Origin of the sequence: Streptomyces sp. NPDC059957 (assembly GCF_042730015.1) — a bacterium.
In the GTDB taxonomy this organism is placed as follows: Bacteria; Actinomycetota; Actinomycetes; order Streptomycetales; family Streptomycetaceae; genus Streptomyces.
In genome coordinates this window covers 1-16,397 of the sequence record NZ_JBHWMB010000119.1, presented here as the reverse complement: position 1 = coordinate 16,397, position 16,397 = coordinate 1, and the positions used below count along the sequence as shown (strand labels likewise).

The 16,397-nt window shown below is 71.2% G+C and carries 15 protein-coding genes; 8 read left to right on the top strand and 7 right to left on the bottom strand.

The window, feature by feature from the left end; all coding sequences use genetic code 11:
• Positions 1-314: 314 nt before the first annotated feature.
• Entirely contained in the window at positions 315-899 is a 585-nt protein-coding gene (locus tag ACFWBW_RS39695; RefSeq protein WP_385384075.1) for a hypothetical protein, read from the bottom strand.
• The gene (locus ACFWBW_RS39690; protein ID WP_385384072.1) at positions 892-1,671 is read right to left on the bottom strand and encodes an alpha/beta hydrolase; all 780 of its coding nucleotides are present in this window, start codon (positions 1,669-1,671) and stop codon (positions 892-894) included. Before ACFWBW_RS39690 ends, ACFWBW_RS39695 begins: the two co-directional genes overlap by 8 nt.
• A gap of 163 nt (positions 1,672-1,834) precedes the next feature.
• Here ACFWBW_RS39690 and ACFWBW_RS39685 point away from each other — a divergent pair, with 163 nt between their 5' ends.
• The 5 genes from ACFWBW_RS39685 to ACFWBW_RS39665 all read left to right on the top strand — a co-directional run bounded on the left by ACFWBW_RS39685 (position 1,835) and on the right by ACFWBW_RS39665 (position 6,853).
• Positions 1,835-2,599, top strand: a complete 765-nt coding sequence (locus tag ACFWBW_RS39685; RefSeq protein WP_385384080.1) for a lysophospholipid acyltransferase family protein — start codon at positions 1,835-1,837, stop codon at positions 2,597-2,599.
• Between the two features lie 38 nt (positions 2,600-2,637).
• A complete protein-coding gene (gene macS / locus ACFWBW_RS39680; RefSeq protein WP_385384069.1) occupies positions 2,638-3,846 on the top strand; it encodes a MacS family sensor histidine kinase in 1,209 nt (402 codons plus the stop codon).
• A gap of 77 nt (positions 3,847-3,923) precedes the next feature.
• Positions 3,924-4,568 (top strand): response regulator, encoded by a 645-nt coding sequence (locus ACFWBW_RS39675; protein ID WP_385384078.1) that lies wholly within the window; start codon positions 3,924-3,926, stop codon positions 4,566-4,568.
• 173 nt (positions 4,569-4,741) lie between these two features.
• The gene (locus ACFWBW_RS39670; protein ID WP_385384066.1) at positions 4,742-5,770 is read left to right on the top strand and encodes a 6-phosphofructokinase; all 1,029 of its coding nucleotides are present in this window, start codon (positions 4,742-4,744) and stop codon (positions 5,768-5,770) included.
• 90 nt (positions 5,771-5,860) lie between these two features.
• Positions 5,861-6,853 (top strand): 2-hydroxyacid dehydrogenase, encoded by a 993-nt coding sequence (locus ACFWBW_RS39665; RefSeq protein ID WP_385384063.1) that lies wholly within the window; start codon positions 5,861-5,863, stop codon positions 6,851-6,853.
• A 376-nt stretch (positions 6,854-7,229) separates the two neighbouring features.
• Here ACFWBW_RS39665 and ACFWBW_RS39660 read toward each other — a convergent pair whose 3' ends face one another.
• Entirely contained in the window at positions 7,230-9,134 is a 1,905-nt protein-coding gene (locus tag ACFWBW_RS39660; RefSeq protein WP_385384060.1) for an anthranilate synthase family protein, read from the bottom strand.
• 288 nt (positions 9,135-9,422) lie between these two features.
• Here ACFWBW_RS39660 and ACFWBW_RS39655 point away from each other — a divergent pair, with 288 nt between their 5' ends.
• Both ACFWBW_RS39655 and ACFWBW_RS39650 read left to right on the top strand, forming a co-directional pair.
• Complete coding sequence (locus ACFWBW_RS39655; RefSeq protein ID WP_385384057.1) at positions 9,423-10,787, top strand: class II 3-deoxy-7-phosphoheptulonate synthase; 1,365 nt, start codon at positions 9,423-9,425, stop codon at positions 10,785-10,787.
• A gap of 170 nt (positions 10,788-10,957) precedes the next feature.
• On the top strand, positions 10,958-11,224 hold the full coding sequence (locus ACFWBW_RS39650) for a bacterioferritin-associated ferredoxin (RefSeq protein ID WP_266877117.1): 267 nt from the start codon (positions 10,958-10,960) through the stop codon (positions 11,222-11,224).
• A 47-nt stretch (positions 11,225-11,271) separates the two neighbouring features.
• Here the strand turns inward: ACFWBW_RS39650 and bfr are convergent, their stop codons facing one another.
• On the bottom strand, positions 11,272-11,748 hold the full coding sequence (bfr, locus tag ACFWBW_RS39645; RefSeq protein WP_112446344.1) for a bacterioferritin: 477 nt from the start codon (positions 11,746-11,748) through the stop codon (positions 11,272-11,274).
• A gap of 177 nt (positions 11,749-11,925) precedes the next feature.
• On the opposite strand from bfr, the gene ACFWBW_RS39640 reads away from it, so the two are divergent.
• Complete coding sequence (locus ACFWBW_RS39640) at positions 11,926-12,558, top strand: sulfite oxidase-like oxidoreductase (RefSeq protein ID WP_385384055.1); 633 nt, start codon at positions 11,926-11,928, stop codon at positions 12,556-12,558.
• Positions 12,559-12,575: 17 nt separating this feature from the next.
• Here the strand turns inward: ACFWBW_RS39640 and ACFWBW_RS39635 are convergent, their stop codons facing one another.
• From ACFWBW_RS39635 to pknB, 3 genes are all read right to left on the bottom strand, one after another.
• Complete coding sequence (locus tag ACFWBW_RS39635) at positions 12,576-13,136, bottom strand: DUF4396 domain-containing protein (protein WP_385384052.1); 561 nt, start codon at positions 13,134-13,136, stop codon at positions 12,576-12,578.
• A gap of 89 nt (positions 13,137-13,225) precedes the next feature.
• Positions 13,226-14,101: a deoxyribonuclease IV gene (locus ACFWBW_RS39630; protein ID WP_385384050.1), complete on the bottom strand. Its 876-nt coding sequence runs from the start codon at positions 14,099-14,101 to the stop codon at positions 13,226-13,228.
• Between the two features lie 9 nt (positions 14,102-14,110).
• On the bottom strand, positions 14,111-16,072 hold the full coding sequence (gene pknB, locus ACFWBW_RS39625) for a Stk1 family PASTA domain-containing Ser/Thr kinase (protein WP_385384047.1): 1,962 nt from the start codon (positions 16,070-16,072) through the stop codon (positions 14,111-14,113).
• Between the last annotated feature and the right edge of the window lie 325 nt (positions 16,073-16,397).

Below are 16,397 nucleotides of genomic sequence, written 5' to 3'. Positions count from 1 at the left end.
GGATGTACCCGGCCTCGCCGGCGTTTGAGGCGCGGGGTCCGGGGCGGAGCCCCAGGGGTCCGGGCGCAGCCCGGTACCCCTCCAGCCCGTCCGGCGCTTGAGGACCGGGTCAGGGCCGGCCCTGGGAACGGTGGAAGGGTGGGTAGGGGACCTTGCCCCGCAGGGCCAAACCATCCGCACCCGCCCACCGGGCCCATGCCGGGACGGCGGTGGCGGCAGCCCCGACCGGCCAGCCGCCGGTCGGAGTCCGGCGCAGCGGCGCGAAGCCCAGGAGGCCCGCCAGGGCCGAGTGGTGCGAGCGGCGCGTCAAAAAATCAGACGACCGCGCCCCGACCGGGGTCGTCGTCCTCGTCCTCGCCCGTGGACATCCGCGCGACCAGCGTGGCGAAGCCGCCGAGGAAGCCGCCGACGCCCAGCGTCGTCAGCCACCAGGTCATCTCCCACTGGAGCAGCACCGCCAGGAGCAGCAGGACCGGTCCGCCCACCACCGCCAGCCAGGCGAACTTCGACGTCGCGTCCGCCTCCGGCAGCTCGGGCTCCGGGGGTACGAAGTGCCCCTCGTCCTTCGCGGTCTCGGGGGAATCGTCGGGGTCGGCCAGGGAGTGGTCCCGCGGACCCGGCCCGATCGCACCGCCCACGCCCGGGGCGAACACCACCGAGCTGCCCAGAGCCGCCGCCGGCGGTTCCGGGGAGGCCGGGCTCGCCGGGTCGGCCGGGGGCACCGGGCCGGCCGCCGGTTTCACGTCCTCCTCCGGCAGGAGGAGGTTCTCGATCGGCCGGAACGGTCTCGCGCCCGGCGGGTCCGCGGGCTCCTGGCCGTAGCCGGCCACGATCGCCGCCCACGCCGCTTCCTCGTCCAGCGGGGGAACACCCCCGGAGGACTCCTCGTGCTCAGCCACCGCTGGCCGCCCCCTCCCTGCCCAAGCTCTCCGACAGCCGCCCGACGAACGCGTAGCTGTCCGCGAAGATCCGCTCCGCGTCATGGTCCAACGTCGCGACGTGGTAACTCTGTTCCAGCAGCGTCTCGGTGACGTCCGTGGAGGACACCCGCGCCAGGATCCGCGTCGAGTCCGTCGGCCGCACCACATGGTCCTGCGGGCTGTGCAGCAGCAGCAGCGGCTGTGTCACCTGCGGCAGCTCGGTGTCCAGCATCTGCAGGAACTTGCGCAGCGAGTGCGCGGCCCGGGTCGGGACCCGGTCGTAGCCGACCTCGTCCGCGCCCGGCTTGGCGATGTCGCTCGCGATGCCCGGCGTCGAGCGGATGAAGTGCTTGACCACCGGCAGGGCCACGGCCATCGGGTCGTGGATCTTGTTGACCGGGTTGACGAGGACGATGCCGCTGATGCTGTCCCCGTGCTTCGCCGCGAGCCGCAGCGTCAGCGCGCCGCCCATCGACAGCCCGAAGACGAACACCTGGTCGCAGCTGTCCAGCAGCTCCCGCAGCGCGCGGTCCACCTCGGCGTACCAGTCCTGCCAGCCGGTGAGCTGCATGTCCTGCCAGCGCGTCCCGTGCCCGGGGAGCAGGGGCAGCGACACCGTCAGTCCCTGCGCGGCCAGATGGTCGGCCCAGGGCCGCATCGACTGGGGGGAACCGGTGAAGCCGTGGCAGAGGAGGACGCCGACCTTTCCGCCCTCGTGGCGGAACGGCTCGGCTCCAGGGAGGACGGGCACCAGGGTCTCCTTAGAGGGGGGCGTGGGGTGCGTAGCGCTGTGTGACTTCACCGTACGCGACGGGGGTGGCACCGACCAGGGTCGTCGGACGGCTCCGGGGACGACCAGGGGATAAGGTCTGTTCGACAGACACAGGAAGGCTTTCGAGTTGATCTACGGCGCAATGAAGTTCTCCATCGGCGGTTCCCTGAAGCTCGCCTTCAGGCCGTGGGTGGAGGGCCTCGAGAACATTCCCGCAGAGGGGCCGGCGATCCTCGCGAGCAACCACCTGTCCTTCTCCGACTCCTTCTTCCTCCCGGCCGTGCTGGACCGCAAGGTGACCTTCATCGCGAAGGCGGAGTACTTCACCTCCCCGGGCGTCAAGGGCAAGCTGACGGCCGCCTTCTTCAAGGGCGTCGGCCAGCTCCCGGTGGACCGTTCGGGTGCGCGCGGGGCCGGCGAAGCCGCCATCAAGAGCGGCATCGACGTCATCGAGCGCGGAGAGCTGTTCGGTATTTACCCCGAGGGGACGCGTTCACCCGACGGTCGGCTGTACCGCGGCAAGCCCGGCGGTCTGGCCCGGGTGGCACTGGCCACCGGCGCGCCCGTGATCCCCGTCGCGATGATCGACACGGAGAAGATCCAGCCGCCCGGCAAGGTGGTGCCCAAGCTGATGCGCCCGGGCATCCGGATCGGCAAGCCGCTGGACTTCAGCCGCTACCACGGCATGGACGGGGACCGCTTCATCCTCCGCTCGGTGACCGACGAGGTCATGTACGAGATCATGAAGCTCTCCGGCCAGGAGTACGTGGACATCTACGCGACGGCCGCCAAGCGCCAGATCGCCGACGCGGAGAAGGCCGCCGCCAGGAGCGAGAAGGCCGACAAGGCGGACGGCGCCGAAACCACCGCGAAGGCCGACCCGGCCGCCGCGGACAGCGACAAGTAGCAGCACACGGGCGGGACCGCCCGTACGGGGTGGGGGAGATGGCGAAGCGCGAGCGCGTCGTACGCATGTCGGTCGAGCAGCCGCTGTGGCGTGCCCTGACGGCCTACCGGCTGCTCACCATGGTCTACGCGGCGCTGCTGTTCGCCTCCGCCTACAAGGGCTTCGACCGCCCCTGGATCGCGGCCTCCTACCTCGCCTTCCTCGCGGGCTGGACCCTGCTCACCCTCCCCAAGGTGGCGAACGCCGCCAGCTGCACCAAGCGGTTCCTGGGCGCCGACCTCACCGTCGCCTGCGTCGGGATCCTGCTCACCCCGCTCGCGGACACCCATGCGCGGATCGCGGACGGGGGACCCACCATCCCCTCGATATGGACCGCGGGCTCCGTCCTCGCCTTCGCCCTCAAGGGCGGCTGGCGCTGGGCCTGTTTCGCCTCCAGCTTCGTCGCCGCCGCCAACCTCGTCCAGCGCGGCGAGCCCACCCGGGACACCCTGCACAACGTGCTCCTGGTCTGGGTGGCCTCCATCGCCATCGGCTACGTCGTCGAGGTCGCCCGGGCCAGTGAGGCCACCCTGGCCCGCGCCCTGGAGATCGAGGCCGCCACCCGCGAACGCGAACGCCTCGCCCGCGACATCCACGACGGGGTCCTCCAGGTCCTCGCGATGGTCCAGCGCCGCGGCACCGAACTGGGCGGGGAAGCCGCCGAGCTGGGCCGGATGGCGGGGGAGCAGGAGGTCGCGCTGCGCACCCTGGTCTCCAGCGGACTGGCCCGCCCCTCCCGGATCTCCCGCGACGAGGCGCTCGGCGCGATCGTGGCCGCCTTCGAGGTGGAGGAACCCGGCGCCGACGAGGGCGAGCTGGATCTGCGGACCCTCCTCGCCCCGCACGCGGGCTCGCGGGTGAGTTTCGCCGAACCGGGCACCCCGGTGCCGTTGCCGGTGCCCGCGGCGCGGGAGCTGGCCGCGGCGGTCGGGGCCGCCCTCGACAACGTGCGCAAGCACGCGGGCGAGGGGGCCAGCGCCTGGATCCTCGTCGAGGACTGGGGCGACGAGGTGATCGTGACCGTCCGGGACGACGGCCCGGGCATCCCGGCCGGCCGGCTCGATCAGGCGGAGGGCGAGGGCCGGATGGGAGTGGCCCTGTCCATCCGGGGCCGGCTCCGTGACCTCGGCGGCAGCGCCGAGCTGGTGTCCGTCCCGGGGCAGGGCACCGAAGTGGAACTGAAAGTACCGAGGGGGAGCACCCATTGAACGAGTCGAGCGAGTCGAACGGGCAGCACGGGCAGCACGGTCCGGGCGGACAGAACGACCTGGGCGGCATCAAGGTCATGGTCGTGGACGACCATCCGATGTGGCGGGACGCGGTCGCGCGCGACCTGTCCGCCGCCGGCTTCGACCTGGTGGCCACCGCCGGAGACGGGCCCGAGGCCGTGCGCCGGGCCCGCGCGGCGGCCCCGCACGTCCTGGTCCTCGACCTCAACCTGCCCGGCATGCCCGGGGTCCAGGTCTGCAAGGAGCTGGTCGGCGCCAACCCGGCCCTGCGGGTGCTCGTGCTGTCCGCCAGCGGCGAGCACGCCGACGTCCTGGAAGCGGTGAAGTCCGGCGCGACCGGCTACCTGCTGAAGTCCGCGGGCGCCCAGGAGCTCATCGACGCCGTGCGCCGCACGGCGGCCGGCGACCCCGTCTTCACCCCGGGCCTGGCCGGCCTGGTCCTCGGCGAGTACCGGCGCCTCGCCACCGACCCGGCGCCGGCCGCCTCCAACGAGCCGAAGGCCCCGCAGCTCACCGACCGGGAGACCGAGGTGCTGCGGCTGGTGGCCAAGGGGCTCTCGTACAAGCAGATCGCGGAACGGCTGGTCATCTCCCACCGCACCGTGCAGAACCACGTGCAGAACACCCTGGGCAAGCTCCAGTTGCACAACCGGGTGGAGCTCGTCCGGTACGCGATAGAGCGGGGCCTCGACGACGAGTAGGGCGGGCAGGGGGGCGAGGCAGCCGCTCGTACGAGTGAACGGGCGTACGCAACGCCCCGCAATTCCCCCGGAATTGACCCTTCCCGGCACCTTGCTGTGACCTGAGTCACCACTAGCGTGGCCGTCATGCGGGCCCCGCGGCCTCAGCGGGCCCTGTGGCGAAGGGAAATTCCATGAAGGTCGGAGTGCTGACGGGCGGCGGCGACTGCCCCGGGCTCAACGCGGTGATCCGCAGCGTGGTGCGCAAGGGCGTGCAGGAGTACGCCTACGATTTCGTCGGTTTCCGGGACGGCTGGCGCGGCGCGGTCGAAGGCCGCACCGTCCCCCTCGACATCCCCGCCGTCCGCGGGATCCTGCCGCGCGGCGGGACCATCCTCGGCTCCTCGCGCACCAACCCGTTCAAACTGGACGACGGCGTCCGCCAGATCAAGGAGAACCTCGCCAAGTACGAGGTCGACGCCCTCGTCGCGATCGGCGGCGAGGACACCTTGGGCGTGGCCGCGAAGCTCTACGAGGAGTACGGCATCCCGTGCGTCGGGGTCCCGAAGACCATCGACAACGACCTGTCGGCCACCGACTACACCTTCGGCTTCGACACCGCCGTCGGCATCGCCACCGAGGCCATCGACCGGCTGCACACCACCGCCGAATCGCACATGCGGGTGCTGGTCGTCGAGGTGATGGGCCGGCACGCCGGCTGGATCGCCCTGCACTCGGGGCTGGCGGGCGGCGCCAACGTCATCCTCATCCCGGAGCAGCGCTTCGACGTGGACCAGGTCTGCGCGTGGGTGAGCTCCCGGTTCAAGGCGAGCTACGCGCCGATCGTGTGCGTGGCCGAGGGCGCGATGCCCAAGGACGGCGACATGGTGCTGAAGGACGGGACGAAGGACTCCTTCGGGCACGTGCGGCTGTCGGGCGTGGGCGAGTGGCTGGCCAAGGAGATCGAGGCGCGGACGGGCAAGGAGGCCCGTACGACCGTCCTCGGGCACGTCCAGCGGGGCGGTACGCCGAGCGCGTTCGACCGGTGGCTGGCCACCCGCTTCGGGCTGCACGCGATCGACGCGGTGCGCGACGGGGACTTCGGCAAGATGGTCGCGCTGAAGGGGACGGACATCGTGCGGGTGCCGATCGCCGAGGCGACGGCGAAGCTGAAGACGGTGGACCCGGCGCTGTACAAGGAGGCCGGAGTGTTCTTCGGCTGAGTCGCTGAGCCGGAGCGCGGGCGCGGAGCATGGGTCGTAAGGTGACAAACGGCCCATGGTCCGATTCTTGCGCGCAGTACGGGAGCGAACGTGGAAATCCTGGCATTCGGGGTGACGGCGGACGAGAAGCCCCTCATCGAGGGGGCCTTCGCGGGACAGCACGAGGTGCGCTGCCTCGACGTCTTCCTCAGCGAGGACACGGCCCCCATCGCGGCCGGGTACGAGATCGTCTCCTCGAGCGTCAACGCGGACCTGAACAGCCGGGTGCTGCGGACCCTGGCGGCGGGCGGGACGAAGATGATCGCCCAGCGGTCCACCGGCTTCAACAACATCGACCTGGACGTCGCGCGGCAGCTCGGCCTGACCGTCAGCCGGGTGTCGTACTACTCCCCGTACTCGGTGGCCGAATTCGCGTGGACCCTGGCCATGGCGGTGAACCGGCGGATCGTCCGCGCCTCGAACCGGACGCGGGACTTCGACTTCCGGCTGAACGGCCTGATGGGCCGGGACATGCGCGGCCGCACGGTCGGCGTGCTCGGCACCGGCAAGATCGGCGAGGCGTTCACCCGGATCGCGCACGGGTTCGGCATGAACCTGCTGGGCTGGGACGTGGCGCAGAACCCGGTGTGCGTGGAGCTGGGCATGAAGTACGTGGACAAGGACGAGCTGTTCGCGTCCTCTGACCTGATCAGCCTGCACGTTCCGCTGCTGGAGTCCACGCACCACATCATCGGCGCCGAGGCGCTGAAAACGATGAAGGACGACGCGATCCTGGTGAACTCCAGCCGCGGCGGCCTGGTGGACACGGACGCGCTGGTCACGGAGCTGCGGTCCGGGCGCTTCACGGGGGTGGGCCTCGACGTGTACGAGGCGGAGGCCGGGCTCTTCTTCCTGGACAAGTCCCTGGTGGTGGTCGAGGACGACACCCTGGCCCGGCTGATCACCTTCCCGAACGTGGTCGTCACCTCCCACCAGGCGTACTACACCCGCGACGCGGTGGGCCAGATCATCGACACCACGGTCGCCAACGTCGCGGACTACCTGGCGGGCCGCCGCTCGGAGAACACCCTCTCTCCTTCTTGACGCGCCGCTCGCGCGGTGCGGCCCTGGCGGGCCTTACCGGCTTCGCGGCGCTGCGCCGAACTCCGTCCGGCGGTGGCCGGGCGGGGTTGCCGCCCCTGCCGTCGCGGCGTGGGGTCCGGTGGGCGGGTGCGGGTGAGTGGGCCCTGCAGAGCGGGGTCCCCTACCCGCCCTTCCACCGTTCCCCGGGCTCTGCCCGGACCCGGTCCTCAAACGCCGGACGGGCTGGGTGTGCCGCTGCGCGGCACAATCCAGCCCACGTCGGCCACATCCAGCCTCGCCGGCGTTTGAGGCGCGGGGTCTGGGGCGGAGCCCCAGGGAACGGGCGAAGGGCGGGTAGGGGACCTCAGCCCGCGCAGCGCCCCGCCGCCCCCGGTGGCTACGCCGGAGCCGGGGCGCGGAGGGCGGCGATCAGGTCGCGGACGACCTCCGCACCCCGCAGGGTCAGGACCGACTCCGGGTGGAACTGGACCCCCGCGAAGCCGCCGGAGGCGGAGCGCAGGGCGTGCACCTCACCCGTCGCGGGGTCCCGGGAGACCTCGATGCCCCGCAGGGCCAGGGACCGCTCCCGCTCCGCGGAGCAGTGCGCCGCGTACGTGTTGTAGAAGCCGACGACCTCCTCGGCCCCGAACAGCGGGATCCGCGTCTGCGCCCCCTGCGCCGGCTCCGCCTTGCGGACCAGCGGGAGCCCCAGCTCGGCGGCGAGCAGCTGGTGGCTGAGGCAGACCCCGAGCAGCCCGCCGCGGTGCGAGGTCAGGAGCTGCGCCGTCAGCTCGCGCATCGTCCGGATCTTCGGGTCGGCGAAGTCCGCCGGGTCGCCCGGGCCGGGGCCGAGCACGATCGGCCCGTCCCAGGTCAGGGCGGCCGCCCGCAGCCCCGGATCGTCGTAGCGGCGTACGGTCACCTCCAGCCCGGCCACCCGCAGCACGTGCCCCAGCATCGAGGTGAAGGTGTCCTCCCCGTCCACCACCAGCGCGTGGCCCGTCACCTGCGCCGGCCGCTCCTGCATCCGCAGCCAGAACGGCGCCAGGTCCTCGCGCCGTGCCGCCAGGGCCGCCTGCACCCGGGGGTCGTCGGCCAGCCGCGGCCCGCTGAAGGAGGGCCGCACCGCCGCAGGGCGCACGCCCAGCGCCGCCAGCACCCCGGCCGCCTTCGCGTGCGTCTCCGCCACCTCGCCCGCCGGGTCGGAGTGCCGTACGAGGGTGGCCCCGACGGGCACCCGCAGCGCGCCGTCGGGAGCGATGTCCGCCGTGCGGATGAGGATGGGGGAATCGAGGGTCTGGGCGCCCGAGGCGTCCAGACCCAGCAGGGCCAGCGCGCCCGCGTAGTAGCCGCGGCCGCCCGTCTCGTACCGCTCGATGACCCGGCAGGCGTTCTGCACCGGCGATCCGGTCACGGTCGCCGCGAACATCGTCTCCTTCAGGACCTCGCGGACGTCCAGCGAGGAGCGGCCGCGCAGCTCGTACTCGGTGTGCGCGAGGTGCGCCATCTCCTTGAGCCGGGGACCGACGACCACCCCGCCCATGTCCCCGACCGTGCACATCATCTTGAGCTCCTCGTCCACCACCATGGACAGCTCCTCGGTCTCCTTGCGGTCGCCGAGGAAGGTGAGGAGGGAGTCGGCCGTCGGGCCCCCGGCCGGATAGCGGTACGTACCGCTGATCGGGTTCATCACGACCGTGCCCCCGGACATCCGCACGTGCACCTCGGGACTGGCCCCGACGAGGGTGCGGTCCCCGGTGTGGACCACGTACGTCCAGTACGCGCCCCGCTCGCCCTCCAGCAGCCGCCGGAACAGCGCCAGGGCGTCCGCGCGGCCGAAGCCCTCGATCCGGCCCTCGTAGGTGCGCCGGATGACGAAGTTCGCGCCCTCGCCCCGGCCGATCTCGTCCTCGATGACCCGCCGGACGGTGTCCGCGTACTGCGCGTCGGGGACGTCGAAGCCGCCGTCGTCGACCCGTACCTCGTGGGCCGGCAGCGCGGCCAGCGCCTCGGCGAGCGGGATCTCGTACGCCTCCTCTGCGACCAGCACGCTCAGCGGCGTGCCGTCGTCGCGTACGTCGAACCCGCGCTCCCGCATCTGCCGGAAGGGGACGAGCGCCAGGGCGGGACGCTCGCCGACGGGCAGGTCGGCCAGGTGCTCGGCCTCGTGGACCGGACCGATCAGCACCTCGACGGTGTCGTGGTCGCGGCCGGGCGTGCGGCGGCGCAGCAGTGCGAAGAGCGGGCAGGTGTCGTCGAGCAGGCGACTCAGGAGCGGGTGCGGGTGCGAATGCGCGTGCATGGAGTGGGCGTCCTATCCGGTTTCGGAGGGCGGGACGGCCCGGTGTTCCAGCAGAAACACGGAAGGCCGCCCCTCGGGGCGGCCTTCGTTTCGCTCGTGTCTTCAGGTACGCGCGAGAAGTGGGCCGCCGGGAGCGGGCCACCACCAGTTCTGGTTCGAGTGCGCGTGCATGCCGAGAACCCTAGCCCACCGGTCCGGCCAGGGCTGGTAAACGGGTGAGTAACACAGGGAGAGACATCCGTCTCACGTAGTGGTCGGCGACCGGGAGGTGCGGTGTGACGCCGTAATGTGTGTGGGGTGACCGTGAACGCAGAAACCCAAGCCCCCGCCTCCAAGGCGACCTGGCGAGACCTTCCCGCGGCGCAGCAGCCTTCGTACCCCGATGCCGAGGCCCTGCGCGCTGTCGTCGCGGACCTCGAGTCGTATCCTCCCCTCGTTTTCGCGGGCGAATGCGACCAGCTGCGCGCCCGTCTGGGAGCCGTCGCCAAGGGCGAGGCGTTCCTGCTGCAGGGTGGCGACTGCGCCGAGGCCTTCGATGCCGTCTCCGCCGACCACATCCGCGCCAAGCTCAAGACGCTGCTCCAGATGAGTGCCGTCCTGACGTACGCGGCCTCCGTGCCGGTCGTCAAGGTCGGCCGCATCGCGGGCCAGTACTCCAAGCCCCGCTCCAAGGACACCGAGACCCGCGACGGCATCACCCTGCCGACCTACCGCGGCGACTCCGTGAACGGCTTCGCCTTCACCGAGGCCTCGCGCGTCCCGGACCCCGAGCGCCTCAAGCGCATGTACCACGCGTCGGCCTCCACGCTGAACCTGGTGCGCGCCTTCACCACCGGCGGTTACGCCGACCTGCGCCAGGTGCACGCCTGGAACCAGGACTTCGTGAAGAACTCCCCGTCCGGGCAGCGCTACGAGCAGCTCGCGCGGGAGATCGACAACGCGCTGAACTTCATGAAGGCCTGTGGCACCGACCCGGCGGAGTTCAAGGCCGTCGAGTTCTACGCCTCCCACGAGGCGCTGCTCCTCGACTACGAGGGCGCCCTCACCCGTACGGACTCGCGCACCGGCAAGCTGTACGACACCTCCGGCCACATGGTCTGGATCGGTGAGCGCACCCGTCAGCTGGACCACGCGCACATCGAGTTCTGCTCGCAGATCGCCAACCCGATCGGCATCAAGCTCGGCCCCACCACCACGGTGGACGAGGCGCTCACCTACATCGACCGCCTCGACCCCGAGCGCGAGCCGGGCCGGCTGACCTTCGTCGTCCGCATGGGCGCCGACAAGGTCCGCGACAAGCTCCCCGAGCTCGTCGAGAAGGTCACCGCTTCCGGTGCGACCGTCGCCTGGGTCACCGACCCGATGCACGGCAACACCTTCGAGGCGGCCTCCGGCCACAAGACGCGCCGTTTCGACGACGTGCTCGACGAGGTCAAGGGCTTCTTCGAGGTCCACAAGGGCCTCGGCACCCACCCGGGCGGCATCCACGTCGAGCTCACCGGTGACGATGTCACCGAGTGCGTGGGCGGCGGCGACGAGATCTTCGTCGACGACCTGCACCAGCGCTACGAGACGGCCTGCGACCCGCGTCTGAACCGCAGCCAGTCCCTGGACCTGGCCTTCCTCGTCGCCGAGATGTACCGCGACCAGTAGGCAAAGACGCAGTGCGAGTAACCGACGAGTGACGGCCGATGGGGCGCGGATCGAATGTGATCCGCGCCCCATCGTCGTTCCCGGCTCTTTTAGGGAACCCTAAGTTTGGGTATGGTTAGGTAAGCCTCACCGAATAGGGGATGGCTCGCCGAACCATTCCTGCCAGGGAGGTGAACCGCGTGTACGTCTGCTCTTGTTTCGGGATCACCGACAAGCAGGTCAAGGACCACGCGGCCGCCGGGGCCTGCACCCCCCGCCAGATCGCCTCGGCCACGAAGGCCGGCACCGACTGCGGGTCCTGTGTACGGACCATCCAGGGCCTCCTCGGCCGCGGGGCCTGCCCGCGCCGTGAGCTGCTGGAGAAGGGCGACGCCGCCGCCGTGCTCGCCGCGGACCCGCTGGTACCCGCGGGCGCGGAGCTCGCCGAAGCCGCGTAGGACGCCCTCCGTAAGGGCCGGCTCGGTATGAACCAGCTCGGTACGGACTAGCTCGGCTGCTCGATGAGCTGCGCGATGTAGAGCGCCTCGCCGATGGACTCGATGAGCTCCAGCTGGGTGTCGAGGTAGTCGATGTGGTGCTCCTCGTCCTCCAAGATCTCCTCGAAGAGCCGCGCCGAGGTGACGTCACCCTTGCCGCGCATGACCTCGATACCGCGCTTGAGGCGGTCGATCGCCTCGACCTCGACCTGCCGGTCGGCCTGGAACATCTCCGTCAGCGTCTGGCCCACGCGGACGTGGAAGAGGCGCTGGTAGTTCGGCAGACCGTCGAGCATCAGGATGCGCTCGGTGATCTTGTCCGCGTGCTTCATCTCATCGATGGACTCTTCGCGGGTGTACTTGGCGAGCTTGGTCCAACCCTTGTTGTCCTGGATCCGGTAGTGGAGCCAGTACTGGTTGATCGCCGTGAGCTCGCCGGTCAGCTGCTCGTTCAGGAATTCAAGGACCTCGGGGTCGCCCTGCATCGCAGAGGCTCCTTCCAAAGCAATGTCACAGCAATGTGACGGGGCAGGTGCGCGCATCCTTGCACCGCCACAGGAGGCCGTCCAGTAAGTGCCTCCTTAGTGGGAGTTACCGTGACTTGCCCGAAATCCGGGCGAAGCTGGTCATGACCACCCCGCCAAGTCTGTCACCATGGAGACATGGGTCAGCCGGAAAGCCGGGAATCTCCGGGATCAGAGCAACTGGAGCTTCCCCCGGGGCAGCGGTTGCAGCGAGGCTGGCCGGTCACCCACTACGGGCCGGTACCCAAGTTCAAGCCCGAGCGCTGGGAGTTCCGCGTCTTCGGCGCGACGGCCGACGGTGAGAAGCACTGCTGGAACCACGAGGAGTTCGCGGCCCTGCCGTTCGACTCCGTCGAGGCGGACCTGCACTGCGTGACGAAGTTCAGCATGACCGGTGCCGAATGGGGCGGCGTGCTCGCCCGCACGGTCCTCGCCCTCGCTCCGCCGTCCCCGCAGGTCACGCACGTGATGGTGTGGGCCGAGTACGGCTTCAGCTCCAACATGCGCCTCGCGGACTTCGCCTCCGAGCGGGCCGTCTTCGCCACCCACCAGGGCGGCGAACTCCTCACCGCCGAGCACGGTTTCCCGCTCCGGCTGGTCGTGCCGCACCTCTACGCGTGGAAGGGCCCCAAGTGGGTCCGCGGCATCGAGTACATGACCGCCGACCGCCGTGGCTTCTGGGAGGAGCGCGGCTACCACAACATCGGCGACCCCTGGCGTGAGCAGCGCTACTCGTACCAGGAGGAGCCGGGGGACGGCCCCGAGCTTTAGCTCATCGGTTCGGTGGGTCAGTGGTGGTACTGGTGGACCACCGCGTGGCCCTTGCCGCGGCCGATCATCCACTTGTTGACCGGCGTCGTGACGACGAAGGCCACCGCGAAGGCGATCGCGAGCGCCGTCCAGAACAGCGCGTCCGACAGCATCGCGTCCATGGCTCCCGGCCAGAGCAGGATCACCCCGTTGTCGACCACTTCCATGACGGCGATCGACAGGGTGTCCGCCGCCAACGCCACCCGGATGGCCGTACGGAAGTCCAGGCCGGCGGCGCGGATCCCGCGCAGGGTGAGCGCGTAGCCGAAGAAGAACGCGAGGGTGATGGCGAGGGCCAACGTCGCGGCGTTCCCCCAGCCGAGCGCGGTGCCGATGACCATGCCGAGCACCTCGCCGATGGCGCACCCGGTGAGGCAGTGGAGCGTGGCCTGCGCGGCGGCGGCCCAGGTGACCTTCCCGCCACCGGCGGCGGTGTGGCCGTGACCGTGACCGTCGTCGTGGCTGTGACCGTGGCTGTGACCGTGGCCGTGGTCGTGGTCGTGCTGGTGTCCGTGCTGCTGCTCGTGCGCGTGTTCCATGACAACCCCCTGGCGAGGAACGCCGGATAGCGGCTCTGTCGGTCGATATGACAGAAACCATATACCCCCCTGGGGTATTCCTCGACAGGTCAGCCGAGCTCGCGGAGCTCCTTCAGCAGCGCCACGTCCGCCGCGTGCCCTTCCTTGCCGCCGGGCGTCTCGGTGATCAGCGGTACGCCCTCCATCGCCGGATGCGTGAACAGTTCGGCGAAGGCGTCCCGGCCGATGTGGCCCTGCCCGATGTTCTCGTGCCGGTCCTTGTGGGCGCCCACGCCCTCCTTGGAGTCATTGGCGTGCACCAGCTTCAGCCGGCCCTCGCCCACCGTGTCCACCAGCAGGTCAAGGGTCTGCTTCGTCCCGCCCGGCTCGGCCAGATCGTGCCCGGCCGCGAAGATGTGGCAGGTGTCGAGGCAGATCCCGAGCATCGGATGGCGGTCGAGGGCGTCGAAGTACGGGCCGAACTCCTCGGCGGTCGAGCACAGCGAGGAACCCTGCCCGGCCGTGGACTCCAGCAGCAGGAACGGGTCGTCGTCGTGCGTCAGCTCGTCCAGCAGCGGCAGCATGTGCTCCCTGATCTGCGCGTACGCCGCCTCGCGCGGTCGCCCGCCGGTCGCCGAGCCGGTGTGCACGACCACCCCGAGCGCGCCGATCGCACGGGCCCGGCGCAGCGAGTGCCGCAGCGATTCCACGGACTTCTCGACGGTCGCCTCGGTGTGGGAGCCGAAGTTGATCAGGTACGGGGCGTGGACGTAGGCCGGGATCCCCTCGGCCCCGCAGGCCTCGCGGAACAGCTCGTCCTGCGCCGGATTGCCGACCGGGGTGGCCCAGCCGCGCGGATTGGCGACGAAGACCTGGACGGCCTCGGCCCCCATCTCGCGGGCGTACGCCAGCCCGACCGAGGCGAGCCCGCCCGCGACGGGCACGTGCCCGCCGACTGGATTGCGGCCCGTTGAATTGTTGTTCATGGCGTGCTGTTACAGCCCCTTGGTCCTGATGGTGATCGTGCTGCCCTCGGCGGCGTTCTGGCCCGCGGGGACCGACTGGGATTCGACGGTGTTGCTGAAGGAGAGGAAGGGCTTGTCGACCTTGACCGTGAAGCCCAGCCCCTCCAGGGTCGCGCGGGCGGCGTCGGCCTCCTGGCCGGTGACGTCCGGGACCGGGATCTGGCGGGGGCCCTTGGATACGGTGAGGGTGACGGTGTCGCCCGCGGCGGCCTGGGTGCCGGCGCCGATCGACTGGTTGGCGACCGTACCGGCGGGGGAGGGGGAGTTGACCTGCTCGGGGGCCGTCTCCACCTTCAGGCCGAGGCCCTCCAGGGTGGAACGGGCCTGGTCGAGGGAGCTGCCCGTGACGCGGGGGACCGGCACCGGGCGGCCCTTGCTGACGACCATCGCGACCAGGGTGTCGAGTGCCCGCTTCTGGCCGCCCCCCGGGTCCGTGCTGATCACCGAGCCCTGTGCGACGTCCTGGCTGAAGGCCTGCGTGACGGCGCCCGGCGTCAGGCCGGCCGAGGTCAGCTCGGCCTTCGCGGCCTCCAGGGGCTTGCCCTTGAGGTCGGGAACCATGATGACCTCGGGGCCGCGCGAGATGGTGAGCGTCACCGCGCCGTTGCCGCGGATGCGCTTGCCGCCGGCGGGGTCCGTGTTCATCACGGTCCCCTTGTCGAAGGCCGCGCTGAACTTCCGGTCGACCCGCTTCACCCCGAGCCCGGCAGCCGACAGCTGGGACTTGGCCTCCGCCTCGGTCTTCCCGAGCAGGTTCGGGACCTTGGTGAACTGGCCGGAGCTGATGTACCAGACGCCCGTACCGAGGCCGAGGCAGAGCAGGACGCCGAGCACGGTGAGCAGTACGCCGGGGCGGCGGATCCGCGAGGCGGCCGGTGCCGGCGCCGGGGGGAGGGGCGGAGAGGCGAGCCGGGAGGTGTGGGACACGGGCTCGGCGTGCGAGGCGTGCGAGGTGTGCGAGGTGTGCGAGCCGTGGGAGCTGCGGGAGCCGTGGGAGGGCACCGGGCGGGGGATCACGCTGGTGCGGTCCTCGGCGGCGGTCCGCTCGGCTGCCCGGGCCTGCGGCGGTACGGCGTCCAGCTCTGCGTCGCCGAGCCGGGCACGGGCGTCCATGGCCAGCCCGAGGAGCGCGGCGGCGTCGTAGGGACGCAGATCGGGGTTGCGCGCGGTGGCCTGGGCGACGAGCTCGTCCAGCGCGGCGGGCAGCCCGGGGACGGCGGCGGACGGGGGCGGGACGTCCTCGTTGAGGTGCTGGTAGAGCACCTGGGCGGGGTTGGACCCGGTGTGCGGCTTGGAGCCGGCGAGCATCTCGTAGAAGACGACGCCGCAGGCGTAGACGTCCACGCGGGTGTCGGTGACACCGTTCTCGATCTGCTCGGGCGCGAGGTAGGAGACGGTGCCGAGGACGGACCCGGTGGTGTTGGTCACGGAGTCCACGGACCGCACCAGCCCGAAGTCGGCCACCTTGACCCGGCCGTCGTCGCCGATCAGCACGTTCTCGGGCTTCATGTCCCGGTGCACGAAGCCCGCGCGGTGCGCGGCGCCGAGGGCGGCGAGCACCGGTTCGAGGATGTCGAGGGCCGCGCGGGGCTGGAGCGCGCCGCGCTCGCGGAGCACGTCGCGCAGGGTGCAGCCGGAGACGTACTCCATGGCGAGGTACGTGTACGGGCCGTGCGTGCCCTGGTCGAAGACGGCCACGACGTTGGGGTGGGCCAGGCGGGCCACGGACTTCGCCTCACGGATGAACCGGTCGACGAAGCCGGGGTCGGCGGCGAGGGCCGGGTGCATCACCTTCAGGGCGAGCACGCGGTCCAGGCGGGTGTCGACGGCCCGGTAGACCGTGGCCATGCCGCCGGCCGCGATGCGGGCGTCCACGCGGTAGCGGCCGTCGAGCGTCTGCCCGACGAGGGGGTCATCCAGGGTCGTGTCCACCCGGCGATTCTACGAGGGCCGGGTGGGGGCCTGTCCCGGGCGTCCGGGGGTTGCAGCCCACCTGTGACGCGGGGGGCGGTGCGGGTTCCCGCGGGTGCGGGGCCCTCGCCCCCTCGCGCTCCACCCCGGGCCGGTGGCTGCCCACCCGCCGCCCCCTCGGGACCGGACCGGGACCGGCCCGCCCAGCGCGGCGGAACCCACGGGAAAGACGGGATCCGGGCCGGCCGGAAGCGGTGGGAGGGTTTGGGGTTTCCCGTCAGCCTCATCGTCCTTCCGCGTCGGGGAGGCCCGGTGAGAGGGGGCGCTCCCTGCCGCGTGCCGCGCG

Bases quoted from the DNA above. Each gene is read 5' to 3' on its own strand.
- ACFWBW_RS39685 (WP_385384080.1), top strand. From the start codon at position 1,835: ATGAAGTTCTCCATCGGCGGTTCCCTGAAGCTCGCCTTCAGGCCGTGG.
- macS (WP_385384069.1), top strand. From the start codon at position 2,638: ATGGCGAAGCGCGAGCGCGTCGTACGCATGTCGGTCGAGCAGCCGCTG.
- ACFWBW_RS39675 (WP_385384078.1), top strand. From the start codon at position 3,924: ATGGTCGTGGACGACCATCCGATGTGGCGGGACGCGGTCGCGCGCGAC.
- ACFWBW_RS39670 (WP_385384066.1), top strand. From the start codon at position 4,742: ATGAAGGTCGGAGTGCTGACGGGCGGCGGCGACTGCCCCGGGCTCAAC.
- ACFWBW_RS39660 (WP_385384060.1), bottom strand. From the start codon at position 9,134: ATGCACGCGCATTCGCACCCGCACCCGCTCCTGAGTCGCCTGCTCGAC.
- bfr (WP_112446344.1), bottom strand. From the start codon at position 11,748: ATGCAGGGCGACCCCGAGGTCCTTGAATTCCTGAACGAGCAGCTGACC.
- ACFWBW_RS39640 (WP_385384055.1), top strand. From the start codon at position 11,926: ATGGGTCAGCCGGAAAGCCGGGAATCTCCGGGATCAGAGCAACTGGAG.
- ACFWBW_RS39635 (WP_385384052.1), bottom strand. From the start codon at position 13,136: ATGGAACACGCGCACGAGCAGCAGCACGGACACCAGCACGACCACGAC.
- ACFWBW_RS39630 (WP_385384050.1), bottom strand. From the start codon at position 14,101: ATGAACAACAATTCAACGGGCCGCAATCCAGTCGGCGGGCACGTGCCC.